21 protein-coding genes and 2 tRNA genes are annotated in these 26897 nt (G+C 44.9%); 12 read left to right on the top strand and 11 right to left on the bottom strand.

Annotation, left to right across the window (positions count from 1 at the left end; all coding sequences use genetic code 11):
* Nucleotides 1–60 precede the first annotated feature (60 nt).
* Nucleotides 61–1092 carry a zinc-binding dehydrogenase gene (locus LEP1GSC047_RS03015; RefSeq protein ID WP_010413074.1) on the bottom strand — a complete coding sequence of 344 codons (1032 nt, stop codon included), beginning with the start codon at nucleotides 1090–1092 and terminating at the stop codon, nucleotides 61–63.
* Nucleotides 1093–1353: 261 nt separating this feature from the next.
* Here LEP1GSC047_RS03015 and LEP1GSC047_RS03010 point away from each other — a divergent pair, with 261 nt between their 5' ends.
* Complete coding sequence (locus LEP1GSC047_RS03010; protein ID WP_010413076.1) at nucleotides 1354–1953, top strand: PaaI family thioesterase; 600 nt, start codon at nucleotides 1354–1356, stop codon at nucleotides 1951–1953.
* A gap of 289 nt (nucleotides 1954–2242) precedes the next feature.
* Nucleotides 2243–2860: a glutathione S-transferase family protein gene (locus tag LEP1GSC047_RS03005; RefSeq protein ID WP_010413078.1), complete on the top strand. Its 618-nt coding sequence runs from the start codon at nucleotides 2243–2245 to the stop codon at nucleotides 2858–2860.
* Between the two features lie 156 nt (nucleotides 2861–3016).
* On the opposite strand, the gene LEP1GSC047_RS03000 is transcribed toward LEP1GSC047_RS03005, so the two are convergent.
* Nucleotides 3017–3403 carry a hypothetical protein gene (locus tag LEP1GSC047_RS03000; protein WP_039933971.1) on the bottom strand — a complete coding sequence of 129 codons (387 nt, stop codon included), beginning with the start codon at nucleotides 3401–3403 and terminating at the stop codon, nucleotides 3017–3019.
* Nucleotides 3404–3466: 63 nt separating this feature from the next.
* Entirely contained in the window at nucleotides 3467–5359 is a 1893-nt protein-coding gene (locus tag LEP1GSC047_RS02995; protein ID WP_010413086.1) for a PAS domain-containing sensor histidine kinase, read from the bottom strand.
* A 163-nt stretch (nucleotides 5360–5522) separates the two neighbouring features.
* Between LEP1GSC047_RS02995 and LEP1GSC047_RS02990 the strand changes: the two genes are divergently transcribed.
* Together LEP1GSC047_RS02990 and LEP1GSC047_RS02985 are read left to right on the top strand one after the other, a co-directional pair.
* Nucleotides 5523–6689 (top strand): esterase/lipase family protein, encoded by a 1167-nt coding sequence (locus LEP1GSC047_RS02990; RefSeq protein WP_010413089.1) that lies wholly within the window; start codon nucleotides 5523–5525, stop codon nucleotides 6687–6689.
* 194 nt (nucleotides 6690–6883) lie between these two features.
* Entirely contained in the window at nucleotides 6884–8053 is a 1170-nt protein-coding gene (locus LEP1GSC047_RS02985; protein WP_010413091.1) for a PilZ domain-containing protein, read from the top strand.
* 110 nt (nucleotides 8054–8163) lie between these two features.
* Here the strand turns inward: LEP1GSC047_RS02985 and LEP1GSC047_RS02980 are convergent, their stop codons facing one another.
* Genes LEP1GSC047_RS02980 through LEP1GSC047_RS02960 form a run of 5 tightly spaced genes read right to left on the bottom strand, consistent with a single transcriptional unit; the run spans nucleotide 8164 to nucleotide 12640 of the window.
* Nucleotides 8164–8898 carry a histidine phosphatase family protein gene (locus LEP1GSC047_RS02980; RefSeq protein ID WP_010413093.1) on the bottom strand — a complete coding sequence of 245 codons (735 nt, stop codon included), beginning with the start codon at nucleotides 8896–8898 and terminating at the stop codon, nucleotides 8164–8166.
* Nucleotides 8899–8904: 6 nt separating this feature from the next.
* The gene (locus LEP1GSC047_RS02975; RefSeq protein WP_010413094.1) at nucleotides 8905–9300 is read right to left on the bottom strand and encodes a DUF6285 domain-containing protein; all 396 of its coding nucleotides are present in this window, start codon (nucleotides 9298–9300) and stop codon (nucleotides 8905–8907) included.
* 8 nt (nucleotides 9301–9308) lie between these two features.
* Nucleotides 9309–10352: a phosphotransferase family protein gene (locus tag LEP1GSC047_RS02970; protein WP_010413097.1), complete on the bottom strand. Its 1044-nt coding sequence runs from the start codon at nucleotides 10350–10352 to the stop codon at nucleotides 9309–9311.
* 2 nt (nucleotides 10353–10354) lie between these two features.
* Complete coding sequence (locus LEP1GSC047_RS02965; RefSeq protein ID WP_010413099.1) at nucleotides 10355–11530, bottom strand: acyl-CoA dehydrogenase family protein; 1176 nt, start codon at nucleotides 11528–11530, stop codon at nucleotides 10355–10357.
* Nucleotides 11531–11557: 27 nt separating this feature from the next.
* Nucleotides 11558–12640 carry an SMP-30/gluconolactonase/LRE family protein gene (locus LEP1GSC047_RS02960; protein ID WP_020988177.1) on the bottom strand — a complete coding sequence of 361 codons (1083 nt, stop codon included), beginning with the start codon at nucleotides 12638–12640 and terminating at the stop codon, nucleotides 11558–11560.
* A gap of 162 nt (nucleotides 12641–12802) precedes the next feature.
* On the opposite strand from LEP1GSC047_RS02960, the gene LEP1GSC047_RS02955 reads away from it, so the two are divergent.
* From LEP1GSC047_RS02955 to LEP1GSC047_RS02940, 4 genes are all read left to right on the top strand, one after another.
* Entirely contained in the window at nucleotides 12803–13435 is a 633-nt protein-coding gene (locus LEP1GSC047_RS02955; protein ID WP_010413101.1) for a cyclic nucleotide-binding domain-containing protein, read from the top strand.
* Between the two features lie 3 nt (nucleotides 13436–13438).
* A complete protein-coding gene (locus LEP1GSC047_RS02950) occupies nucleotides 13439–14641 on the top strand; it encodes an acyltransferase family protein (protein ID WP_020988165.1) in 1203 nt (400 codons plus the stop codon).
* Between the two features lie 66 nt (nucleotides 14642–14707).
* Nucleotides 14708–14781: transfer RNA gene (locus tag LEP1GSC047_RS02945), tRNA-Ile, on the top strand.
* A gap of 11 nt (nucleotides 14782–14792) precedes the next feature.
* Nucleotides 14793–14865 (top strand) — tRNA-Ala (locus tag LEP1GSC047_RS02940).
* A 65-nt stretch (nucleotides 14866–14930) separates the two neighbouring features.
* On the opposite strand, the gene LEP1GSC047_RS02935 is transcribed toward LEP1GSC047_RS02940, so the two are convergent.
* Nucleotides 14931–16592, bottom strand: coding sequence for a hypothetical protein (locus LEP1GSC047_RS02935; RefSeq protein WP_238325511.1), 1662 nt, complete (start codon nucleotides 16590–16592; stop codon nucleotides 14931–14933).
* Between the two features lie 93 nt (nucleotides 16593–16685).
* On the opposite strand from LEP1GSC047_RS02935, the gene LEP1GSC047_RS02930 reads away from it, so the two are divergent.
* Nucleotides 16686–17948 carry a PQQ-dependent sugar dehydrogenase gene (locus LEP1GSC047_RS02930; protein ID WP_010413108.1) on the top strand — a complete coding sequence of 421 codons (1263 nt, stop codon included), beginning with the start codon at nucleotides 16686–16688 and terminating at the stop codon, nucleotides 17946–17948.
* A 15-nt stretch (nucleotides 17949–17963) separates the two neighbouring features.
* On the opposite strand, the gene LEP1GSC047_RS02925 is transcribed toward LEP1GSC047_RS02930, so the two are convergent.
* Nucleotides 17964–19604: a hypothetical protein gene (locus LEP1GSC047_RS02925; protein WP_010413111.1), complete on the bottom strand. Its 1641-nt coding sequence runs from the start codon at nucleotides 19602–19604 to the stop codon at nucleotides 17964–17966.
* Nucleotides 19605–19745: 141 nt separating this feature from the next.
* On the opposite strand from LEP1GSC047_RS02925, the gene LEP1GSC047_RS02920 reads away from it, so the two are divergent.
* Nucleotides 19746–22025, top strand: a complete 2280-nt coding sequence (locus tag LEP1GSC047_RS02920; RefSeq protein ID WP_020988179.1) for an NAD(P)-binding domain-containing protein — start codon at nucleotides 19746–19748, stop codon at nucleotides 22023–22025.
* 115 nt (nucleotides 22026–22140) lie between these two features.
* Nucleotides 22141–22602, top strand: coding sequence for a TfoX/Sxy family protein (locus LEP1GSC047_RS02915; RefSeq protein ID WP_010413114.1), 462 nt, complete (start codon nucleotides 22141–22143; stop codon nucleotides 22600–22602).
* Between the two features lie 34 nt (nucleotides 22603–22636).
* Here the strand turns inward: LEP1GSC047_RS02915 and LEP1GSC047_RS02910 are convergent, their stop codons facing one another.
* Nucleotides 22637–24391: a helix-turn-helix domain-containing protein gene (locus LEP1GSC047_RS02910; RefSeq protein ID WP_238325510.1), complete on the bottom strand. Its 1755-nt coding sequence runs from the start codon at nucleotides 24389–24391 to the stop codon at nucleotides 22637–22639.
* Nucleotides 24392–25126: 735 nt separating this feature from the next.
* On the opposite strand from LEP1GSC047_RS02910, the gene LEP1GSC047_RS02895 reads away from it, so the two are divergent.
* Nucleotides 25127–26887 carry a hypothetical protein gene (locus LEP1GSC047_RS02895; protein ID WP_010413125.1) on the top strand — a complete coding sequence of 587 codons (1761 nt, stop codon included), beginning with the start codon at nucleotides 25127–25129 and terminating at the stop codon, nucleotides 26885–26887.
* Nucleotides 26888–26897 lie beyond the last annotated feature (10 nt).

The raw sequence follows: 26897 nt of genomic DNA, 5'->3' as shown, positions 1-26897 counted from the left end.
TCCGGGAAAACACAATTCTTCAAAATAAGTCGAAAAAACTCTCCCGGGAAAAAAGCAGATTCATGGGGAAATGATAAAGCGTATCGGATTTCCTTTGCGATCTTCCAAATCGCGGAGTCCTTCGTTGATATCGTCCAACTTGCGAACATCGGTGATGGACTTGGTCAAATTTAGTTTGCCTTGCGTATACAAATCGATCAGTTCGGGAATCGCTCTGCGATCCGATCCGTACGAACCTGCGATCGTGATTTGTTTTTCGATGATGGAAAATGGAATCGCGAAAGTTAAGGGATCTCTTCCGATTCCGACTAAGACCATTCGTCCACCCGAATTCATCGCCCGAAGAGATTCTTGGATATTCGAATATCTCCCCGAAAAATCGGCCAATAGATCCACACCTTTAGTGATTTCCTTTAAGGTCTTACCCGCATTTTTGACTTCGCGTAGATTTATCGCCTCGTTTGCCCCGTAAGCAAGAGCATTGTTAAGCGCACCTTGATCCACATCCAGCGCGATCACATTTCCGCCGGTAAGAGCGCGAGCGATCGCTACTGCGTGAATTCCCAATCCCCCGCAACCGAAAATGGCAACGGTATCTCCGTCCTTGATCTGACCGCGAAACTTTATGGCATTGTACGGAGTGGAGACCGCGTCGGCAAGAATCGCTCCTTGCTCGAACGGAATCGCATCGGGCAAATGATAAAGATATCTTTCTTCCACGACGTTGTATTCCGCAAAGCTTCCGGCCCGATCGAAACCGAAAACGCCTAGATTCCTGCAGAGATTCTCGCGACCGTTCAGACAATGAGCGCATTGTCCGCAACTCGTACCGGCGGCGATCACAACTCTATCACCTTTTTTGAATTTAGTAACGCTCTCTCCGACTTCTTCCACGACACCGGAGGCTTCATGTCCCGGAATTTGGGGATAGTGACTGCACTTTAACGTTCCATGTAGGACCAAATGTATATCCGAACCGCAGATCCCGCAAGCTCTGATTTTCACTTTGACGAGCGTAGGTTCCATCGGCGGAACTGAAACTTCCTTGATTTCTAAGGATCTTTTTCCGGATTCTAAGACTGCGGCTTTCATTTCAAACTCCAAGTAGGACGCTACGTAGAATAGAAGAGCAAAGCGCTAGGTCAAGGGATTATCATTCGCAACGAGGAAGAACATGCAAATCGTTTGGCGTCGAAACCGTTCCGGCGATATTTTCGATCCGACGTTTTAATAAGACTTATCACTGTTCGTTAGGTTGCATGATTTAAACGGAAGCGATTTACTCCTTGTCCATGTTCGGACTCGTTTTTCCATGGTATCAATCCGCGCTTTCCGCAAAACGGAGCCCCTTTCATGTTAGAAGACCAACTCTATCGACAAATCAAAGCCAGTCAAAACGGCCAAGATTGGCATCATAAAAACTGTTTCGGTTGCGGTCCCGAAAACCCGAAAGGTTTGCATGCGAGTTTTCCTTTCCACGAATCGACCGGCGAAGTCCGATTCAGTTTCGTTATGGAAAAAGGATTCGAAGGCGCGCCGGGTTATACGCACGGAGGCGCACTCGCGACGCTAATGGACGAAGCGCAAGGAGTTCTTTGCTTTCATCTAGGTCATTTCGTAATGACCGATCAATTGTACATGCGATATCTTAAAGCCTGTCCGTTAGGCGCGGAGATAGAAGTCCGCTGTTGGGTTACGATGGTTCGTAGAAGAAGGCTATACACGAAAGGAACGGTACATCTTAAGAAAACCGGCGAACTTCTACTTTCTTCCAAAGCTCGTTGGTATGATATGCCCGAGAAAGTCTTCGCCAGAATGTTCCAAGGCACGGTGTTTCCCGTTGAAACTATAGCGAAAGTTTTAGAGGAAAATCAGAAGCGAGGTAAGGAAATCCGAAAACGGTTACGGAAAGAAAAGGCAAAGCAACAAGGACAACTGTCCGAAAACGTTTAATTGTTTTCGTTAAAAGAATCAAAAAAAGGCAGCGCCATCTACGCATCTCTCTTCGTTTTTTCCAGAATTGCGCATTCAATCGCGTACCTAAAGCAAAGACAACCTTGACGACATCTGGCTTACGATCTAGGAATCGCCGTGATGCTTGCGCTCTCCGGACACATAGTTTATTCGGTTCTGATAGGTATCTAGTTTGAAAACGCGGGTCCGAAACGAGTGAAGGAGGAGTCGCCTTTTACCGATTGACCGACTCCGAATCGAGTCTAATGCAATATAAAGGAGAATGCCATTGATCGATCTATATACGGCTTCCACGCCGAATGGACGAAAAGTTTCCATAATGCTGGAAGAAATAGGACTTCCATACGAGATTCATCCCATCGACCTGAACCAATTGGAGCAAAAGGAAGAATGGTATTTAAAAATGAATCCAAACGGAAGAATTCCTACGATTGTCGATCGTGATAACGGTGATTTTGTAGTTTTCGAATCCGGAGCGATACTTATTTATCTTGCCGAAAAGACGGGGAAGTTCCTGTCCAAGGATCCGAAAGAAAGGTCGGTGGCTATACAATGGTTGATGTTTCAGATGGGAGGCATCGGTCCCATGCAAGGTCAGGCCAATTTCTTTCTAAGATCGGCACCGGAAAAAATTCCGTTTGCGATCCAAAGATACCAAAATGAGACAAAGCGGCTATATGCGGTGTTGGAGCGCCGTTTGCACGAGTCGGAATTTCTGGCCGGGACGGAAATATCGATCGCAGACATCGCGACCTGGCCCTGGGTTGCGGGGCACTCTTGGGCCGAGATTTCCATCGATGAGTTTCCTAAAATAAAGGACTGGTTGGAGAAATTAGGCGCACGCCCGGGCTTTGTCAAAGGCAAGGATATTCCGGTCAAAAAATAAATTCGATAGGCCCTTCGCTACGATCGAGATCCGCGTGATATTCGTTTATGCAAAAAACGACTACACGTCGGATAGTCGAATACCGCAGAGTAAGCGACATTCCCGGACCATACCGAATTTCGCTTCGCTTATTCATCAAATAAGCGAATTCGAATTTTATCGTTTAGAAGAGTCGATCGCAGCCCCGACCGTAGCGGAAACAAAGAGAATTACGAAATACCGAAGTCCGATTTGAATAAAATAATCGCCTAAATTCATTTTAGACATCGGAATAAGAATCAGCATGTCCAATCCTAAATTTTCCAATAACCAAATGACTCCGATGATCACGAAGGTTCCGAATGCGGGAAGAGCGACGCGTTTCGAAAGTAAAAATAAGAAATAGCAACCCGTCGCGTTTCCGACTAAAATCATCACCGTCTTAAACAGGAAAATGTCCGCCTGAAGCTTGCCGTCAGGACTGTAAAACCCGAAAGCCGTAACGAACGGAATCAACCAAACCAAAAAGCCGAACAACAGCACTCTTACAATGATAGTCTTCAAAGAATCAACCTCTTAATCGCACAATAGCGTACCTGTATTCGAGAAAGCGTCTATAAAAATTCATCATTTAGGGCGGGACGGTAAGATTACCTTAAACGTAGTTCTACCGACCGTCGATTCCACTTCTATCCTACCTTTATGGCTTTCAACAATCTTCCTACAGATATCGAGTCCGAGACCGCTCCCCTCTCCCTTTGCCTTAGTGGTAAAGAAAGGTTCGAAAATTTTATCGCGTATTTCCGGCGGAATGCCGGGACCGTTGTCGGTAATTAAAACGTTCAAATAATTTCCTTCTTTTTGAGTTTCGAGTTCCAACCGACCCTTATAAGAAATCGCTTGGAAGGCATTATTGATCAGGTTAGCCCATACCTGCGTCAGTTGATCGGCTTGCCCGTAAGCCAAAGAAGGTTCCGAAAATCTTCGGACGATCTCCACCCCATTTTTTAGTTTATTATAATATAGTGTAAGAACTAGATCGAGCTGCTCCGGAACGTTAACTTCCGAGACACCCGCATGATCCTGATATACGTAAGTTTTCAGCGCACGGATTACCTGCGAAGCCTTGTGCGCAGCCTCTCGAATAACGTTACTTTGCCGGAAAATACCGGACAAATGCACCGCATTTTCCACTACGAAATGAAACCGCTCCTTAGAAACGTCCTTAACGAGTTCCGGCAAGTCTTCCAGATGAATACCGAGTTCCGCTAGATTATCGGATAACGAATCGGTTTTGGAAAACCCCGAGGCTTTTAACCGATCACGGATCGCTTTACGCTTTCTTCTTTCCTCGATGGAGTCGTAAAATTCGGGAAGTATACTTCCCTTTGAAAATAAATTTCTCCAAAGTTTTTTTTCGATTTCGTCGAATCGGGAATATTCCGCAAGAAACGATTCCCATCCCTCCCGAAAAACGCTTTGAATACCTTCGTTGGAGGATATGATCGCTCCTAACGGCGTATTTATTTCATGAGCGATGCCCGCGATCAATTGCCCTAGGACCGCCATTTTTTCCGACTGGACCAATTGCGCCTGAGTCGATTTTAATTCCGAAAGCGCGGATCGTAAGTTTATATTCGTTCGTTCGAGATAATGATTGCTTGCGTTCAGTTGCTCGGTTCTGAGTAAAACCTTCACTTCCAATTCTTCGTTAAGCGCCCGAATTTGCTCTTCGGACTTCTTCCTCTCCGATATATCCCTCACGATGGCTTGCAATAAATGCTTACCGCCCACTGTCACGGAGTTAAGAGTCACTTCTGCATCGAAATTCGTTCGATCCTTCTTACAATGAAGCCATTCGAAAGTCTGGGGCTTGCCGCCGAACGCTAAACTGATCTTGTAAGCCGCCTTTTCCAAGGAAAGGGTTCCGTCAGGTTGAAATTCCGGAGAAAAGTCGACGGGAGAATGTCCGATAATATCCTCTTTTTTACATCCGAAAATTTCTTCCGTCTTTCGATTACATTCCAGAAAGAATCTTTCATCCATTAGAAAAATTGCATCCCCCGCGGCCTCGAATAATGCCCTGAATTTCAGCTCTTTTTCCCTAAGAGCTCTCTGCATCTCTATCCTTTTAGATAGATTTCTAGCGAGTTTCTTTTCGGTATTTTTTCTTTTTGTAATATCTTCGAAAGTTAAGACCACTCCGTTTATGTGATCGAAATCGTCGAAGATCGGAGCGGCTCTTAATGCGATCTGGATGGTCATTTTGGAAACGGAAGTGAAATACGGGCCTTCGTATTGTTGCGTTTCCCCGGAAAGCGATTTCTCCAGGATGGCGATCATATTCTTATCTTTTAAACCTAAGAAAGAAACGCCTATTAAATCCGTCCTTGACGCTTTGAGAATTTGAAGAGTTGCATCGTTCACATCCACGATTTTACCTTCGCGATTCAAGATAACAAAACCTGTCGGCGACTGTTCAAAAATTGCGCGGTAAAATATCTTTAATTCCCGGTCCACGTAAATAGTCCGATATGAGTCCTGGAGAACTTGTAACTTACTCTATCATTCGCTCGGTCCGTATCCAGCTTATTTTTCCCGTTTTCGAAGATCGGGAACGGCGATAATAATCTTCTTAAAAATCGATTCGACAATCTTTTGTCTTAATGAGAGTCTAACCCTCATGGCAAATGCGAATCGCGTTTTATTGTCCCTACTTTTATTCTCTTTTCCACTATTAACCTGTTCAGGAGGAGAAAAAAATCACGGTCCTAGACTCCTGAAACCTACCGAGCTTATTTTACCGGATTCGACTCCGATCGTTTTCGTCCCCGGATATAAAGGCTCGGAATTAATTTCTTCGAAAGGAAAAGTTTGGTTAAGTCCCGCACAGGCTCTAGCGCTCTCTTCGCCCGATCTTATGCTGCGCGAAAGCGATGAAATTCAACCGGGCGACGTCTTACGTTCCGTTACGGCAATACCGGTCTTGTTGGATGTAAAAGTTTACGCGCCCTGGCTGGATCGAATGATCTCCGAAAAGCGTTGGATTCCCTATGTTTTCCCTTATGATTGGAGAAAAGACAACGGAGATACATCCACCCAACTCGAGCTCTTTCTAACCCGAATTAAGAAAAGCAATGACGGTAAATCTCCCGTTGTTATCGGACATAGTAACGGAGGCACCCTCACTCTAAGCGTTTTAAACCGACGCCCTAATTTGATCGCCAAGGCAGTATTCGTAGGTGCCCCCTTTCGCTCCGGAATCGGATTTATGGAAGATTTAACGTTAGATCAATCTACCGGACTAAACGGAAAAATTATGGGACCCTGTGTCGCGTCTTCGTTTATCAGTGTGTACACTTTCTTTCCGCGCGAATCCTCATTCGATACTAAGGACGTTTTACAAAATAAGAATGGAGAATTTCTTCCGACCCGCTTCTTCGAAGCCTCGTTTTGGAAAGAACATGAGCTGGGAGCTTTTAGTAAAACCGCATCCTGTAATCCTACGCCTAGCGTAACCGAGTTTCAAACCCGTTTGGATAAGGCGAAGTCGTTTCGGGATTCCTTGTCTCCTAAAAAAGGAACAAAGTATCCTCCGGCTCTCGTAATTAGGGCCGCGAATCGTCCTACATTGCGGGTTTTATCCGGCTCCAAAGACGCGCGAGGATGGAATTGGGATTTTCGCGCTTCCAAAAGGGTAAACGGAGACGGTAGAGTTACGGCGGAAAGTGCGTTACCTCCCGACGGGTTTCCGTACGAGCTCTTCGAATCCGAACTAGGTCATTCCGAATTATTAAACGACCCTAAAGTGCAATCCAAAATTTTAGAATTCAGCGGATCGAAACTATAAGCGTATTCGCGTTCGATTCCCGAGAAGAAAATCCGCTTTTCCGACAGTTCTTTCATTTTTATTAAAAAGAAGAACGACGATTGCTTAATATCAAACTCCCGAATGTCTGAATTCGATACTGTATCTCGTCTATCTAGCTTAAGTAAAAAATCGAAGCGAATCACTCTTTAAATTTATCACTAAAGTTATAGAAAATGGACCACCAACAGATTGATCATCGAGATTTAAATTTTCTCCCGGATCGCGAGCAAAGATTCCAAGCAATCAATACCTATCTTTTAAATCAAAATCTGTACATTAAGAGAGCGCCCTTCTTTTTCGAAGCGGTAATTACGGCTTGCTTCGAGAATGAGGATAAAATTCTCGTTAACATTCCCACGGGTATTAACCTAACAAAAGGAAACCCTTTATCCTTTTTCAAGGCATTCTCGAAATACGTTCAATTGGATTGCGTATACGAAGGAGAGGCGAGCGAGTATAATTACTTATTCAAGCTGATAGGCTTGGGTATCGCGACTACGGCCAGAAGAGAAGAGAGAATACCTGTACCGATCGAGGTCGGATTTGCCAGCAATATTCTTACGTACAAATCATTCGAGGATACCAAGCAGTTTAAAATTCCGAATATAGTCAACGATATCTTCGCGAAATACCAGGAACGGTTACAAAACGGTCGATTCGAACACGTAAAAGTCGAAGTCTTCAAACCGCATCAGGATGCAAAATTAGAAATCGTCAGAAAAACGATGAAGGCCCTTTTCGTCCAAGACACTGCTGAGATCGAAAGTTTTCGATACAAGGATCCGTCTCTACTGAATTTCGAAGGAGAAGTGAACAATCATCTTCAGGTGATCATGCAGAAATACAAGGACGACGGCATTAAATCCGAATTAATTCTTCCGATAATCTATAAAGATCATCGTAATGAGCCCGTTCCCTTGGGAGCCGTTTGGATTAAAAATTCCGATCGTAAAATCGATATCAATGATTTGCAGGAGCTAAGATCCATTGCGGAAGAAATCGTGGATATTATAAGAAGCTGGAATACGTTTCGAACCACGGCTTCGTACAAAATCATGGATATTTCACGCACAGGTATGTGCCTCAGAATTCAGGAAAAGAAATTGATCGAAACTTTGCCCAAAAGACAAAAGCTCGAATTGGATATCCTTTTCAAACGCCAAAAACCGCTTCCGGTCACCGCTACGATTCGTTGGTGGAATAAGGACGAAAAAGGGTATTTGTATCTGGGATTGGAATTCGAGAATCAGGCGGACAAAGAAGTAGAAAGAAAAAGATTAGAGAAAAACTTGGACGTATTGAGTCAACAGTATAAAAGATTAATGAACGTACGCGCTTCCTAAGATATCCCTCCCCTAAAACGGGCTTAAATATTCAATAAACGTAAAATATAGGATCGTTCCGAAATTCCGATCATTTCTTCAAACGACGAAATCTCCTATACTAGCAGTTTCTAAAAAAGAGTTCGATGATTCTTTTCGGGCAAATGAGGCACGTTGTTAATCGAAACGGGTAGATACCGACTTCGAACCCACCGAAACGTACTGACTGAAGTATTCCAAATCCAGGGCATCCAAGCGAACCCGTCCTCCTCCTGCCTTAAAAGTCGCTTTAATGCGAGTGAAATCGGCGTACCGGAGGTGAAAATAAAAACCCTTTCCTTATTCGAAGGAGAAAAACAAGTATCGCAAGATTGAAGCACCCTGGATTCGAAAGCGCTGTACGATTCGATACCAGACGGAGTTTCTTTCCCGTCCCTCCAGGTTCTTAGAATCTCTTCCGTTAACCTAAAAAATAAAGCGGCGGAACGAATTCCTCCCCTCAATCGGACCTTTGAAAATTGGGTTAATGATCGCGCAAAATCTCCGTCCCGCGACGAGAGTATTTTTGCGTAAGAACTCCAGAGTGCAGGACTGAACTCATTCCAACCCGCATCTCCCTGCTGAAGTAAGTCCTGCATGAAATGCGAGTTCCGGCCTATAACCGAAGATACTCCTTCCAAAAACGAAGCGGCGGTTTCCTGATGACGACGCATAGTCCCGGTGACGATTCGGTCTGGAATATCTCCGTTTTCCGCCATAAACTTTCCCAGTTGAAACGACTGCTGTTTTCCGTGAGGGGTTAGTAAATCGTAATCTTCTCCTTGAGAATTTGCCTGGCCATGGCGTACGAGATAGACTATCGACATTTCCTGTTATGCTTCCGTAGTAAAACGAGGATTGGTTACTTCCACCTTTTCCCGCACGGATTCCTTCACGTGCTCCCAATAAAGACGATCGTCGATCGTTTTCTTTTCTTTTCGAATCAAGTCCCGCAATTCTAAATTCCAGCCGGAGGCGAGCTTCTTTTTTTCGTTCAGCGTAGACGGAAGTTTTCCGTCCTTTTTCAGCAGCTTAGCCAACCGAGAGAGTTCCTTATCGAGTAACTCTTCCCCGGAACGAATTTCCCGTGAGATCACGCCTAACATATTCCAGCTGACCAATGTTTTGTATGAGAGTAAGTCGTTCTCGCGAAATTCGGGAAGAACCTCTTTCATTAAAAAATCCTGGATCGCTTCCAATAATTCCGTACTAGTAGGTTTATCTTGCATAAAATTTCCTAAGATAGGGATTCCTCGATAAGGCGCATGGCCTCGTATTCCATCTCGCAGGCCCTTCTGCCGATAGCCGCAAGTTCTATTCCTTTATCCTTGCCTGATAAGTGACGCTCTGACTGCCCGATACATCCGATCGCCCAGCGCAGATTTCCCATCACTTCCCAGTACGTTACCTTCTTCGGATCCAATACAACACCCGCCGCTTTCTCATACGCCTCGTAAAATCCCTGTCTGTCCGCAAAACCGCCCGCTTCCTTATTCAATTTGCCGAAGCGCCAATCGCGCATACAAAGCCAAGTTAGATCTTCGTGTCGATCGCCCCAGTGAGCGAATTCCCAATCCACGATGCCTTGCAAACCTTCCGGAGTTACCATGAAATTTCCGGTCCTAAAATCTCCGTGAATCAGAACGATCTTATCGCTAGGAAGCGGATTCTTTTCCAGCCAGTTCAAAATCATTTCCATAGCAGGATACGGTTCACTCATTCCTTCCAACTGCGATCGAAGATTTTTAATCGAACTCTTTGCCACCGTTTTATCGCTCAGATCCTGTCCTGATGCTAGCACTGCTTTTAGAGTCGCGTCCTTACATTGTTCCGGGGTAACCGAATGTATCTTCGCCAAGTTCTCGGCCAATTCCTGGGTAAGTTGTTTTCTAGTTTTGTTTAAGCTCGGATCCTTAACGATAAATCGGCCGGTGGCCTTGCCGGAAATCCGTTTCATAAAGTAAAAAGGATTTCCGGTGATACTCGAATCCGCCTCCAACCAAAACGGCTCGGGAGTTTTGACGCCGGCCTCGAAGGCCATTCTGCATACTTTAAATTCATCGATTCTCGAAAGGGAGGCAAGAAGAGCGGCTCCCTTATCGGTTCGATAAACCGTCTGGTAAAGCCCCTTATCGGATCCGTCCGCAACGGTAATGTCTGCGGAGAAATTCTCCTGGCACGCTCCGCCGGAAAGTGAAATCATATTAGAGATTTCTACTTTTCCTTTTAATCTATTACCTAAATACGCTTCCAATCTTTCTTTTAATTCGGCATCCTTCACTGTTAAAAGCTTTCCTTTCCGGACATTAAATTTCGCCCGATAACCATCTTATGAGTTTCCGTCGGCCCGTCGGCGATTCTGGCCGCTCTCGCATCGCGATAAAAAAGTTCCAACTTCAAATAACGGCTGAATCCGTGAGAACCGCATATTTGAATGGCCCGATCCACGCATTTATTCAACGTTTCACTCACCTGCCATTTTGCGAACGAGATAGCCTGCCTTGCATCGCCTCCTTTTCGCAGAATATCCGCAGCTTTAAGAGTTAATAAGAACCCGGATTCTATTTCCAATGCAGCCTCGGCAAACATCCATTGAATTCCCTGTTGCTCGGAAAGTTTTCCTCCGAATAATTCCCGCTTAATCGCATAGTTTCGCGCGATCTCTAAAGACCTTCTCGACAATCCGATCCACCGCATACAGTGCGTTAGGCGAGCGGGGCCGAGTCTTTCCTGCGAAAGACGAAATCCTTCCGCAATTTTTCCGAGTACCTGCGATTCAGGCACTTTTACGTTTTCGAACTTGAGTTCGCAATGTCCGCCCGGACCATGGGATCCGAGAACGCCTATTTCCTGCACCATAGTGTAGCCTGGAGCATCCGTAGGAACCAGAAACATCGAAGTTCTGCGAAAGCTATCGTTTACTTTTGCCATTACGATCAGGAAGGCGGCCCCGTTTGCGCCGGTGCAGTACCATTTATGGCCGTTCAGAATATAATGATCTCCTTCCTTAACCGCATTCGTGGTGAGAGTCATGGGATCGGAACCGGCACCCGGAGGAGGTTCGGTCATAGCGAAGCCCGAGCGGATTTTTCCCTCTACGAGGGGATAATAATATTTTTTCTTTTGTTCTTCATTAGCGGCTAAATGTAGAAGGTGCATATTTCCCTCATCAGGAGCATCACAATTACATAAATAAGGTGCGATCGGAGAACGGCCTAGTTCGCTGAAAACCAGAGCGGTCCCGACCATATCCAGCCCCAAACCGCCTTCGGACTTGGGCAAATGAGCCGTCCATAATCCCCGCTTCTTCGCCTCCTCCCGCAATTTTTGTACGAGTGCTTCGGGCATTCTTCCGTGATCGTAGTCATAATGATCTTCCGCAGGAATCGCCACCTCTTCCACAAAAGCTCTGGCCTTTTGCCTTATTTCTTCGACATTCTGAGAGATTGTTAAATCCATGATAGGTTCAATTTTCCTTAATTATATTTACCGAAACTCCTGTGGGAGTTCGAATTTTCCGATTCTATCGTTATGAAGGCTGCCGAGATATAGATAGTCTCCCTTCCTTTTCACCGAAGTGATTTCCTTCAGGTGATTTCCGCTCGGTTCCTGAAAACTCGCCAAGACGCGACCATCTTCGTTTAACAGAACTGCGAATCCGTAGGGTTTAGGTTTAGGCCATAGAAATTTCGGCAATTTCGCGACCACGACTTTCGCCCAGGGACGAGGATGAAGTAAATTATCCATCATCGGGTTCCTGACCGTAAATAGAGCCAGATAAAAAGTTCCTTTGCCGTCGGAAGATATATTATCCGGGAATCCCGGGAGATTCTCTATCCATATCTCGCTGGTTCCGGCTTTGGGTCCTTTCAACCAATAGCGGTGTATTCTATATTTATATGTTTCGTTTAACACTACAAAGTCTTCGTTCTCGGAAAGAGCCACGCCGTTTGCGAAGAAAATATCCTTCAATAAAACCGTCGTCTTCTTGGTTTTTGGATCGTATTTCAAAAGGCGACCGTGGGGAACTCCCTCCATCAAATCGTATAAATACTCCGGAGCACCGTATTTATAACTTGCGTCGGAAAAGTAAACGGTTCCGTCCTTTGCGACATCCAGATCGTCCGTAAATTTAAAGGGAATTCCTTCGGCTTCGGTCGAAAGAACTTCGACTCTACCGTTAGGATTGATCCGTAAGAGCCCTTTAACCGCGTCGGCCACGTACAATGTTCCGTCGGAAATTAGTTTCATCCCCAAAGGTCTTCCTCCGGTCGATGCATGCGCTTTCATTTCCCCGTCTTTAGAAATGAAATAAACTTTTCCGTCCTCGCTGGCGGAGTAAACGTTCCCGTCCGCGTCGGCCTCGATATCTTCCGGGCCGTGAATCTTGCCTAATGCGATCAATTCCGCGGACTTCAAAAGTTGATTTTCTGCAAACAAGCCGATCATTCCGGGGGCCGGAGGGGGATCATATGCGATCGGTTCGATAGGTGAGGCTTTTAGGAGAATCCCCACCGCAAGAATCATGAAAATGGCCGCGATGAGGAGGAGGATTTTTTTCGTATTCACGATTCCCTCCTTAGGGAAAACGTTGAAGAAGCTAACTTGGAAGGGAGTTCAGTCAACGGAAATTTCCGGTTCTATACAGAGCCTTTACAATTATTGATTGCGGCTCCCAACCAATTATGGATACCTTACAGAATTAATTTAGAAGGTTTGCGTTTCTAAAAGATGAAAATTTCGGAAGAAATGGTCCAAAAGCACGGAGTCCGATTTACGGAATCCTCGATTATCTTCGATGAGAACGAACCTGCAGATCAAATGTATCTTATCCTTTCCGGGAAGGTCGGCATTCATAAAAAAATCAAAGAAGCCTTTAAGCTTTTGATCGAACTGAAAGAAGGGGATATGTTCGGGGAAATGGCTTTGGTGGATAAGAAGCCGCGCAGCGCTCGTGCCATCGCAAAAACCGATGTCCTGCTTTTTGCGATTACTGAACCTGTTTTTTATAATATGGTTCAGACCAATCCTTCCTTCTCTCTCAAGATGGTCAAGATGCTCTCGTCCCGCCTAAGAGAAACGAATCAGACGATTACGAGTCTTCTTAAGGCGGATCGTAAGAATCTAGTTACTTCGGCCTTGATCGCCTTTAGTCAGACGAGAGGCGAACAGGAGGGCGGCCTCTATAAAATACATCTATCGGCATTTATCAAGTGGGCCATCCTTAGAGTAGGATTGGAGCACCAAGATTTAGTTTCGTCGATAAACCTGTTGGTGCGGGACAAGTTGGTGGAACAACCTAAAAACGATCCAAGCCTTTTATACATTCGAGAGGCTTTATTTAAGTATACGGTGGACCTGTAATCCTTGCTCGTTTCCTCACCCAGACCTCGCAGTGCGACGAGGTTAGATTATTTAGACAATCTCAGATCTTTTGCGCTTCTTTTAGGGCTGGCCTTTCACGTTGCGATAGTTTATGCGGCAGAAATCAAATATCCTTTACGAAACGCGGACCGCACTTGGGTATTCGACGTCTTCGGCGAATGGGTCCACCTCTTTCGAATGCCTCTGTTCTTTTTTTTATCGGGTTATTTCAGCGAAAGAACGTTTCGCTCCAAAGGGCTTGTCGATTTCATTCGACTAAGAGGATTCAGGATCATTATCCCGTTGATAAGCGGCATTATACTTTTTGCACCTATGCAATATTATATCGCCGCTCTCATCGACGGTTATCAGGAAAATTATTTCGTCTTTCTATGGAACGAATTCCTGCTCAAGAGCCCCCGACCTTCGCATCTATGGTTCCTGCAATACTTGGTTTTGTACACGTTTCTTTACGTAGCTATCCGTCCGATTTTATCCAAGATCGGACAATATCTTTTTCCTTATAGTCGATACGGAGACGCCGAGATCGAACCGTTCTCCCCGAAAAGATGGGAGGTCCTGCTGATTCTAGGACTTTGGAGCGCCTTTTGGACGTGCTCGGTAAATTACTTTTTCCTAAAGGACAGCTCGTACTTTACGATCGAACCCGTCCAATTCGTTTATGATATCAGCTTCTTCGCCGCCGGCAGCTTTTTTCTATATAAGGAAAAAACAATATTAACGGGAGAGACAAAAGGAAAGGAAATATTTCTGCTCGGCATCTTGGCGTTACTTGTTTTCAAAGGATTTTATTGGATCAAGGGAATCGATCCGTTTTGGTCCTATTTCGGTTACACAGGAGACTGGAGAAGAATTCTTCACATTTTTTTGAAATGCCTAGGCGGGTGGCTTTGGGTTTCCTTTTTTATTCGCGTTTTTCAGTTTTTCTTTTCCGGTAAAAATAGTTTCTCGGAATACCTGAGAGATTCCAGTCTCCCCGTCTATCTGGTACATCACCCCGTCGCTCTCGGAATCGGTTTTGTCATAGTACAAAAACCCTGGTCCATTTGGATCAAGTTCCCGCTGCATCTGTTATCGACGTACTTTCTTACGTTTGCGATCTATCATTTCCTGATTCGAAATTCTCATTTCTTGAATAATATATTAGGGAATGCCAAAAACGTATCGCCCCCTCGGATATCTTAAAAAACACCGTCCCAAATCCAAAAATCCCTTGCCATCCGATCTCAAAACAAAATCATGTCTCTTACCGGGCCTGTAGCTCAGTTGGTTAGAGCACACGCTTGATAAGCGTGGGGTCATGTGTTCAAGTCACATCAGGCCCAGGGTCATGCAAGGGGCGTTAGCTCAGCTGGGAGAGCATCTGATTTGCATTCAGAAGGTCATCGGTTCGATCCCGATACGCTCCAATTTTCCTCCTCGCAGACCGTAATTCCGGTTCTTTTTCTCTGAAAAATGACTTGGGGATCTCTTCCTATTTTAATCTTCCCGTAAGTCGTTTCCACAGCAAAATCTGCGATTGTTTCTCCTCTAAAAATTTGCGGGATGAAATTCTTCCTTCTTCACCCATTATAAAAATCGATATTCCGGAACATGGAACGACCCGCCTGGGTTTACCGAAATATTTTTCAACGGAATCCGTTTTTATCGGATCCAGAATCGCAAACGAATAAGGTTCCCCGGGATCATACCAGCGAAATGAATTTTGCCAAACCGTAACGCTTAAGTCCGCTTCGAACGGATCCGCAATTAAAGACATTCTACTAAAGTTTCGAATCGGCGAGGCCCTCCAAAATCCGGCAATGCCTCGTTTCAAATTCCACTCTTCCGCCGTTCGGTCCAAGCATTTTATCCAAGCAGGATAGTATCGAGTCGCAATGCCTCGTTGAGAGGCGAAAAGAATGCAAAAACAGAATAGGACGAAGGCTACACTTAGAAGAATCCGATTCCGGATTTTTCCCAGATGCAAAAAGACGCTTACCGAAATATAGAAGGCCGCACCGACAATCCCTCCGAAGTACCTGTCAACCGGCTCTCCCGACTTTAAGACTCCCTGGAGTAATCCGATTACGATTATACAGACCGGAACAGCTAAGCCGGAAACCAACGACAAAACCCGAATCGGGTCCGGAGCTTCGACCTCCCCCCTTCTCAATCTATAAAGAATTCGAAATATAGAATATACGAATCCCGTAATTAGAATAGCAAAAAAGATTCCTTCGTCGTAAATGAGTCGCAAAGTGGTTTCGGATATTCGGCGAATCAGTTCGAGCGGATTCCTCAGAATCGCATCAAGGTTAACGGAATCGGAAAAATAATGAAAGGGAAAGAAAATCGTTTTATTCCTGGCTAATAAACGATATGCAAATATGGATCCGAATATCCCGATCAGGCTCGGGAAAAAATTCTGAAAGAAGTTTTTTAATTTGAAAAGGAACGGCTCGGAACCGATCGGTCGCTTCCGAAAAACCGTCTCCGCGACTACGGGAATAAGATACGTCGGTAAATACAGCGGATCCGAAATACCGCATAAAAAAGATAGAACGGCCCCCGAGAGAAAATCGACCCGGCTCCGGTTTCCACGGTATTTAAAATAAAATCCCCAAGACCAGGGAAGAAGCGCCCATAACCCTCCATGAAAACCCGGCAGGAACAAATATAAATTTTGCCGGAAAAGGAGGAGAATGGTGCCCAGGGTAAAACCTAGAACAAGAACCGAAACCGAAACCGATCTTTCCTTTTTTTCATCGACGGCGAATAAAAGAAAACGGGAGCCGAAAACAAAAAGACTCCATTGAAATGCCGCATAACCGATCTGGGCAAACTCTACAGGCGAGAAGCCGATCCAAGAGACAAGGAATCGTATTAGGAAATAGCCGATTAGGTCGGGGAAAAAATAAGGAGAAGGGGTCCAAGTCCAATCCCGAAAAATATTCGTCCCGTTTCCTTCATTTCTATTAACGATGAACTCCGAATAAAGATTGGAAAAGAACAAGGAATCGGAACTATAAAATACGTTTCCTAACTCCGGATCCGTATTGATCGTCGATAATACCAGAAAAAAGGATACGACAAAAAGTCCGAAGCCAACCGGCTTTTCAAATACCTTCCGTAAATCGGCTTTGTTATCGATCACGCGAGAAATCCTTTTCCCGAAGTTCCCGGGGATCAAGTCTTATCCGTTTAAAAAAAGGTGGATCTTCTTTTTCTTAGCACGAAGATGCGGACAATGAGCATTTCCGTATTTCGCATAATAAAATTTCCGGTCTGTCTTTTTTTTATCCTCTTCCTGTCTTCCTGCGACGAACTTAGGCGAATCTTGGTCGCAAATATCGGAGACGCTTCCAAATACCAGGCCGAAGGAAAGGAGTCGGGATTTAAGCCCACTTTCACCCTTAAAGATGAAAATCGAAAGAAAATCCCTATTTCCTTAACTACGATCGGAGAGGGTTTCGATCAAACCACCGATTTACTGATGATTCCAGGTCCGGAGATTTTCCTGGTTCTGGAAAAAACGGGTTCGATCAAATGGCTGGACCCAAAAGACGGAAGTTCGGGGACTTTATTAAAGATTCCCAATGTTCTTACGGATTCCGAAGAAGGCCTGTTGGGGATAGCGTTGCATCCCTCTTTTCCGGAAAAACCGAAAATATATCTTAATTATGTAATAAAGAAAAACGGCAAGGACACTAGCCGAGTCTCCGAATGGACGTTCGAGTCCCCCGGAGATCCGAAAAAAGGAAAATTTTCCGAAGAACGCATAATCATGGAACTTGCCCAGCCTTACGGAAACCATAACGCGGGGCAATTAGCGTTCGGAAAGGACGGCAAATTATATATCGGCTGGGGAGACGGAGGATGGAGAAACGATCCGAACGGAAACGGACAAAATCCGATGACTTTCTTGGGATCGATGTTGCGGATCGATATAGATTCAAAGGACCCCGGTAAACAATATGCGGTCCCGAAAGATAATCCGTTTGTAGGAATCAAAGGTTATCAGCCTGAAACGTTCGCGTACGGACTCAGAAATCCTTGGAGATATTCTTTCGATCCGGCAGGCAGATTGATCCTCGCCGACGTAGGGCAAGATGCGTTCGAAGAAGTGGACATCATCGAAGCGGGTAAAAATTACGGTTGGAACAAGACGGAAGGCTTTCACTGTTTCGAACCTAAGGAAAACTGCGATCGCAACGGACTTACCGATCCTATCTACGAGTACGGCAGGGAAGACGGCAGCTCAATTACGGGAGGATATGTCGTTACCAATGATCGCATCGGAGATCTCCAAGGGAAATACGTCTTCGGAGATTTCATATCCGGAAGACTCTGGGCAATTGCGATCCCGAAAGACGGCGGAAAAGTGGAGGAAGTCTTCGCGTTAGGAAAATGGCCGATCCTTGTCTCCGCATTCGGAAAAGATGCGAGAGGCTCCTTATATCTGGCCGATTTCGGATCGGGAAAAATTCTCCGAGTCGATCCCGGAAAATAAGAACGGGAATCGTATTTATTTTTTTCCGATCGAAGTTTTCCATAAATCGATCTTCCGACGATTCATGTCGTTCAACGCTGCGGATTTAGTACCCGTCGGATCAAAGACTTCGTATACGTTCCAGTCTCCGCAACGTATCACGGCGGAGGCCGGGCCGAAGTAAATCTCATAAGCTTCCTTTTTGATTCCGTTCATCACGGCAAATGCGTAGGGAACATCCGATAAAAACCAGCGAAAACTATTTTGCCAATAGAAGAGATTCATATCCTCCAAATAATCATCTACGGAAATCCTAGTGCGGGAAAAGATTCGCAAAGGGCGGCTTTCCCAAAAACTCGCGAGGCCTCTACGCCAATCCCTAGCTTGAATTTCCCGATCGATACAAGCGATGCTATCGGGATAATAGAGGATTCCTTTTTCACGGAATGATACTTTATAAAAAACAAATATACTGAGAATAAACGATAATAGTAAAGAAAACCGAGAATACGATTTTATATTGGAAGCGATATGCAATAGACCGGCCAGGCTCCCGAGGGCAGCGAGAATCATCTCTCCGAAATAACGATCGATAGGCGGAGTTCCTTGAGCGGCATGACCGTTGATTGCGGGAATAAAAACGAGAAAGAGAGGCACAATCGTGCCCAACGAAAAAAATAGAACGACGGGTAATATTCGACTAACAGTCGATAGTCGAACTCCGCTATTCCTCCGGAGCAAAAAATAAAATGCCGAAGTCGAAACGAGGGCAATCCACTCGAAACGATTGGCGATAAAAACGGAAACGGACGCGTCATAAAATCCGGTCCACCAGACGGCCGGATTTCCGAATATCGTTTTCCAGGCGATCCTTCCCGAAGCATAAAGCCCGGGGAAAAGAATTACTTTATTTTTATCTAATAGACCGTACGCCAACTTAACGGCGATCATCGCCAATAGGACAGGAATCATGCATTTACCAAAACTTCGGAGCCGCTCCCGTCTCGTTCCGCCCGTAAGAAAGACAGAAATTCCTTCCGAAAAAATCAACGGAATCAAAAAGGCGGGCAAAAAGAACAGATCGCTCAATCCGAATAGGAACGAAGATAAGAAACAAGCCAGGAAATAGATTCTTTTCCGTGAACGTTTCCATAGATAATAAAAGCCCCAGGCCCAACTAACGGACGCCCAAGTGCCGGTATGATATCCGGGCAGAAAAAGAAAAATGCGGCTTTGCTCCAGGATGCAAGCTGCGCCGAATAAATATCCTAATCCCAAAAAAAGATATTCGGCCTTAAGATTCTTTTTTCCGATCCCTACTATCCGAATTAAAAATAGAATTCCGAATAAAAGATAGGTCCATTGAACGACGGCATACGTAAGATGAGTATATTCCCATGCACCTACATCCAAAAAAAGGAACAAAGTTCTGAGTCCGAAATAGAAAAATGCATCGGGAAGGAAATAGGTCGACGGAGTCCAGCACCAATCCGTAAAACCGTAAAGTCCCAAGATCCCTTCGCGTAAAAAAATTTCCGAATAGAGAATCGGAAAAAAGAGGGAGTCCGCATTGTAAAACGAATCGGCCAGTTGGGAATTCGGGGCGATCGTCCCAAGGCTCAGAATAAAGAGGGCGGCGGAAAGAATCGTAAAAATCGGGAATAAAATATTTCGCATGAAAGAAAATTTGCCTCTAAATGAAACCTTTTCCTAGGAAACTATCGAATTCATCCGGATGAGTCGTAAACACCGGACGAAAAAGAGTGGCATCAACCGAGGATTTATCCTACTAAATAGTGGTACAAAATAGGCGTATGAATGAAACTCCTTTTACCGTTTAGCTCCGAATATTTTGATTGGCTTCGCAACGATGCGCCTCGGGGACCCGTGGAAACTTACCCTTTACTAGGAGACGAATTTCGAAGTTCCATTCCCGGCATCCATATCATCGGCGACTTAACCGGAATTCCTCTCTTAAAGTATGCCGCCGATAGCGGCGCGAAAGTGGTCTCGTTTCTGGAATCGAGCCCGGACTCGAAATCGGAGAGAGTTTACGATTTATTGATTGTCGGAGGAGGTCCTTCCGGAATTTCCGCCGGCATCGAGGCCAAAAAAAAAGGGCTAAAATTTCTGATCCTGGAGGGGAATAAAGCGTTTCATACGATCCATAGCTACCCGAAAGGGAAACCGATTTTTGCCGAGCCGGAAGCGTTCGTATCCGCCTCGGCATTGCGGATCGACAATGGATATAAGGAAACTCTTATACGCGATTTGCAAACCGCATTGGACGACTATGACCTACCCATATTGGAAGGAAAGCAGGTGGTTAAAATTGTTCCTTCCCGGATCGAAGGTTCTCGCTTTGAAGTTAGTACCGAAAGCGGGGAAACATTTCTCTGCTTCAATGTCGTGCTCGCCATCGGAAAATCGGGGGATAGTAGGCGCTTAGGCATTCCAGGAGAAGACGGAGAGAACGTCTTTCATCGTCTAATCGATCCGGCCGATTTTGCCGGACAGGATATCGTCGTCGTCGGAGGAGGTGACTCCGCGATCGAAGCCGCACTAGCATTGGAAGAAACGGCTAAATCCGTATCTCTATCCTATCGCGGAGAGGAATTGGTGAGGCCTAAGGAAGAAAATAAAACCGAGTTTTTATCCAAAGTCTCCGAAGGGAAAATAAATTTTCTCCCTTCCTCGTCCGTAAAAGAAATACAAAATAAGAATGTAATATTCCTTCATAAAAATTCCCAAACGAATGTTCCTGCGGATTCTACGTTGATTTTGATCGGCTCCGAACCTCCGATTTCCTTTTTACGGAAAATCGGATTGGCCATTCAAAACGTTCGCTCCTTCCGCGAATGGTTCGGATTTTTCGCGATGATCTCCTTTTCGTTTCTCGTTTATTTCGGGAAAGCGGCATTCTACGGAATCGAATGGTATTCCTGGGCTGCGTGTGCGGGATTAATCGGTTTTATCTTCTTCTCGGCCGCCTGGTTCGGAAGCGGAGACAAGAAAGCGATCTCCTTCAAATGGAATTGGAATTTATTCAGGACCACATATCTATCGTTTGCCGCCGTTTACTTTATCCTCGCCTATGTCGGAAGTAAATACTTCGGATGGTTTTTACTGAACAAGTATCCCGGCTTTCATTATACTTTATTGTATTCCCTTACGATTGCCGTGTTCGGAATTCGAAGAATGAAAGTTCGTCCAACAAAATATATTAAGAGACAAACCTGGACTTTAATCCTGGTGCAGGTCTTTCCTCTCTTTCTACTGCCGGAAATCATTTTACCGCGGTTGGGGGAATTAGGACTGCTCGGGTCCTCCGACGGATTTTTACTGACTCAAGTATTTCCCGGAGGTGCGTATTGGAAGGCGTACGGCTTGATTCTTGCTTGGCCTTTGAACATGGGAGTTCTTTACGACGGCGGAATCACCTCTTTTTGGCTGATTTACGGACTCGTCCTTAGCTTCGGAATCATTCCCTATTTAGTATTCCGGTTCGGGAAAGGAGCATATTGCGGATGGATTTGCTCTTGTGGAGGTTTGGCGGAAACCCTAGGAGACGAAACACGAACGAAAATGCCTCACGGAAAATGGGCGTATCGATTAGAGCATTCCGGGCAATGGGTTCTACTCGCCGCAATTCTTTTAACAACGGCTAAATTATTAGGAAGTTTTATTTCCCCGCTTTGGTTTTTGTCCTTAGGTGCCGACTCCGTTAAGCGAATGTACGATTCCGTTGTAGATATAGGTTTGGCCGGAGTCCTCGGCTTGGGTGCCTATTTCTTTCTTTCGGGAAGAATCTGGTGCAGAATGTTCTGCCCTTTAGCCGGACTGATGCACATCTACGCTAGATTCAGTCGATTTAGAATCTTCTCGGAAAAGAAACGCTGTATTTCCTGTAATATATGTACGAAAGTTTGCCACCAAGGAATCGACGTAATGAGTTACGCCAATCGTGGACGGCCGATGGATAGCGTTCAATGCGTCAGATGCTCGGCATGTGTAGTCAATTGCCCGACAAACGTACTATCTTTCGGAGAGGAAATAAACGGATTTTCCGTATTCGGAAAATTGAAAGCGACTCTCTGAGCGAATTCGTAGATAAAAAGAGCCGAATCTAAAAAACGATTTCGGCTTTTGAAATAACCTCTCTAAATAATTTTCTTCTCGCCAGAGTATCGATCATTTCAGTAAATTATTTCCCATGAGTTCCTTTTTAGAATATGCCCAAGACCGTTTAAAAGTTTGCGGTCCAATTACGGTAAAATCGATGTTCGGAGGCTATGGAGTTTATTCCGGAAATCACATCTTCGGGATGATCATTAACGATCTACTTTATTTTAAAGTCGGTCCGGGTAACCAAGCCGAATATGAAGCCGCGAGTATGTCACCGTTCACCTATGAAGGTAAGAATGGAAAACCGATCCGTATGTCCTATTGGCAAGTGCCCGAGGAAATCCTGGAAGACGACGAGGATCTTCGTTACTGGTTCCGAAAAGCGATGGCAGAAGCAGCAAAGGCGGCCTCCCCTAAAAAGAAAGTGCCGGTAAAAAAATCGGCGCCGAAGAAAAAGGGAATCGTCGCGAAGAAGAAACTCCCCGCCAAAAAGAAAAAGGCAGCTAAAAAGAAGGTGGCGGCCAAGAAGAAATCGGTAAAGAAACGGTAAGATCTTTAACGGGAAAACCTAAGCACCGGAGATTTCAAACCGAGATCTCCCGCCCGTTTTTTCTGCTGCCATCGTCTCCCAGAATCGCTTTCCGACGAAAGGCGTTCGGATTCGTGTTCGTTGCCTTTTTAAATTCCAAATGAAACGCAGATTTAGAGCTATACCCCGCTTTGATTCGAACTTCGTTTGTCGACATACCCGGATCTTCGATCAGTAATCGCTTCGCTTCTTCGATGCGGTACGAATTAATCAAATTGGGAAAGGTCGTATGAAATTGCATACGAACTACTTCGGACAACTGGTGCGCGCCGATTCCCAACTCTCTAGCCAAATGTTCTTCCTTTAGCGAATGTTTCAGGAAGATTTTATCCACTTCGAGCAATTCTTTCAATTTCACTACCGTTTGGCCGATATCGATCGAGCCGATTTTACTTTTTCGAATAAACGACTTCGCCGGAAGAGAGACCCATAATCCTTCGGAAATTATGCGGGATAAAGCATAGGTCGTAACGACGGCGTGTAACGGAAACAAAATCAAAAAGGAAAAAACGATCAACCAATTATACGGTGCATAATCGAAGTGATAGCTGGCTTTAATGAAGAAACAACTAATGAACAAAAGCCAGGAAAGTAGGTAGAGCCTTATAGGAAAGCTATTCTTTACTATCAAACTGGAATGAACCCGATAGAAATAATAAGCTAAAATCCCGAAGCCTCCCGCCAAGAGGAAGAATCTTTCTTCCGCGAAATTCTTAACGAGCGGAATGAGAACGAAAGAATAACTAAACAGGCATCCGATCGCAAAAAAGAGAAGGGACTTGTCTTTCAGTTCGAAAAATCGCGCAAGATGAAAGAGATAACCGAACAGGGAGAGAAAAAAGACGGTTAAAAATAGATAGTATGAATAAAAACTTATTTTGTTCTCCCAGCCGATCCAGGAATGAATGGAACGTCCGTGAAGAAAATAGAATCCGAAAAATAAGACGGTCATGTAAGTCGCGAGGGAGAGAAAGACCCGAGCTTGCAGCCTGCGGGAATAATAGATATTTAAGCCGACTGCAAATAAATAAATCGCGAGAATGGCCGAAAAAATAACCCGTTTCCAAACGACCATCTCATCAAAGGCCTCCTCGTCCAAGAGACTCAACGGAAAATTCACGTAGGTCAGTTCTTCATACGCGTCCAAATGAATGTACAATACGTATTCCGTTTTTGCGGGAAATCGAATACGGAAGTTAGGACGCGGGGAGACTATCTTGTTATATAATTCGTCGGAATGATCGGTTAACTCAAGTCTGCGGAACTCGCCCTTCTCCGATATGTAGCATAATTCGGCCTTAGGAACGTTAATCGAATTAAAAAGAACTCGTCTATCCAACGGAACATTCGAGTCGTTCCGAACGGTCAACCGCAACCAAACTCCGTTGGATGTCCTCCTCACCCGCAAAACGTCTTCGATCGGATTTAAGTACCACTCGAAAGCCTGCAAACCTTTGAGGTTATCGATCGTACAGGAAGTGAATTTTCGATCTCGGTGTCTATACTCTACATAGGTACTGACGTTTAAATTACGAATCCCCTCGTCGATTCGGACCGGAGATTCTGCATTCAACGGAAAAAGCAGGAATGCTTGAGTCCAAATAAAGAAAAAAAGAAGTTTCGGAAGAATTATCGAAACTGAATACTTTTTAAAGGGAATTTTCAAACGTAACAAGTTTATCATGAATGCGTTGCCGAAAGAAAGACCTTCCGCTAATTTCAGTCGACTTTCAATCCCGGTCAAGAACATTGAAGGAATTCCCGCCCATTTACGAATAAGAAATAATCGTAATAAAGATTTTTTATTTAGAAAGGATCATGACGGATTTTCCCGAAAAAGTCCCTTTTCTCTTCCGGCGGCCTTCCGTTTCCGATCTGCCCTAGTCAAGATTCATCCCGGAGAATTTTGACAAATATAGTCCAATTTCCAGAATTTGGAATATTAATTCTACTTACCACTTTCATCGATTTCTTCAGTAAAAAAAGTCGCATCTGAGCAAAGATTTCGCTTAAAGTCAACCTCATCCGCCGAGAATCGTAGAAGTACAATTTCCGGAATTTGCACTCCGATTGGGCCACACGATTGAACCCACTTAGTTATAGTATTATTATATTTTATTTTATATTAATATCCATTGTTAAATCTTTTCACATAAATTCCAATTTCTTAAATTTGGAATACTTTTTTAACCCTCTTCGGAACCGAAAATAAAAATCACTTCGACGAAAAAAGGGGGGAAAATATCGTCTCCCAAAACGCATAAAGAACTGCGCTCCCCCACAGGCAATTTTCGACGATAGGTAGAAATATTTTAAATCTACCGGGGCTTTCTTTTTCTTTATATATTTATAAATTATATTTTTATAATACAAAAAAGTAAACCTTCCGTAATGCAGCCGTAACCATTTTTCCGGATAAACCTTCGTATCGGAATGAATTAGCAATTCAATCGCCAATTCCGAAATACACGAACGGAAAAATGAAATGAATAAGCTTATTAGGAGGATCGCAATAACGGCATTCCTTCTGCCTTTGTCAGGAAATCTTTTTTCAAAAGACTTATACGTAGATAAAACAACCGGGCAAGTGTTTGCTGCCCCCGGTGCGAATCGAGTCAAAATGCAAGACGACTCGAACGCGCCGGCCCAAGATAACGGGAACGCAAACGGAGGGGATAAAGTCGATAACGGACTTACCCAGGAGAACAATTTTCAGAAAGGTTACGGCTTTACGGATGTGCCTAACCAATCCGCTCACCGTCCCAGAGATCCTCAAAAAGAGAAATTAACGATCTACGGAAGACTTCAGTTCCGTGGAATTGCGGGATCCAAGGACACCAACTACAGTAACGGCCACGATAACTTCCAAGCCGTAGACTGGAACGTCAGACGACTCCGTCTCGGCGCTATGTATGAGGGCGCCGATTGGTGGGGTGGTTTGGTCAATATTCGTTTGGAGAACCTAGTCGCTAGACCCGAATTGAGTCCCGCGACTACGGCTACGGCCTGTACGAATGCGGCTTGTACGCAAACAACCACTGTTGTGACGAAAGGTCAAACCTTAGCGAACAACAGAGGCGCGGTCCAGGAAGCGGTCGTTTGGCTCCAATCGAAATACGCGAATTCTCGCATAAGCCTCGGTCAACTCAACGTTCCGTTCAACCGGGAATACATTGCGTCTTCTCAGAACTTAGTCAACATCGAACGCTCTATGATCACTGCGGCTCTCCCCCAGTTCGATATGGGTGCGATGCTGAACGTTCACCCTCTAAAACAAATTTTAGGGGATAAATACACGCAAATGCTAACCGTAACCGGATATGTCGGAAACGGTAGAGGCGCGGGTGGAGACTACGGAACAGGTCGTAAAATCGATTTATACAATACCAGAAACGGAAATACGGGCACGATAACGACCGCTCCTACCTATATCTGGCGCGTAGTATTCAACCCTCTGGGTGGTCTCGTAAACCAGGTCGGCAAAGAAGTAGGCTGGCATGAAGGGGAGGAGATCTTCCAATCCAGAACCAAATGGTCGCTAGGTATGGCGGGATATCAGACGGCAAGTTTCAATACGATTGCCAACTCTACGATCCCTGCTTTAGTCGACGCCTATCCGAGAGGAGCAGCTGCGGTTAACATCGTAACTCCTCAAAGTACTCCCGATAACGGAACTGCTCCCACTTCGGCAAACGGCTTCGGATTCGGAATCCCATACGGTCTTCCCGGCTCTAGTAACGCGACATTAGTTCAAAATAACTCGACCACTCCGGCTTCACCTCGTTGGGGTCTCGTAGCGCACACGTATGATACGACTTTCTATTCCAACGGAATCTACGTAAACGCTGCCTACACCAAGATGAGCGGTCCGGCATCCAATAATACGATGGGTTACCATGTAACATTGGGGTATAACGTTCCGATTCTTTCGAAATACTATATTATGCCTGTCGTGAGATATGATTACCTGCAAGGGGATTTCAACCGGGATCATCATATAGATCCTAGCGATGCATATCGTTCCTACTGGGCCGGTATAAATCTCTATTTAGATAAACATTTGATGAAACTTCAACTTTTCTATAATGACTTTCACACCATGTTAGGATATAATCCTGCAACCGGAGGCGCCAAGGCTCTGGACAACCAAGCGATTATTCTGCAAGCTCAGTTTAGCTTTCAAACTGGTGTATCGACTAATGAGAAACAGTATTCTGCAGCGGAGGGGAACGCCAGATCTAACTAATCGTGAGATC

The sequence above is a fragment of the Leptospira inadai serovar Lyme str. 10 genome, assembly GCF_000243675.2.
GTDB lineage: Bacteria > Spirochaetota > Leptospiria > Leptospirales > Leptospiraceae > Leptospira_B > Leptospira_B inadai.
The sequence above is the reverse complement of the archived record's forward strand: the minus strand, read 5'-3'. Positions and strand labels throughout refer to the sequence as shown.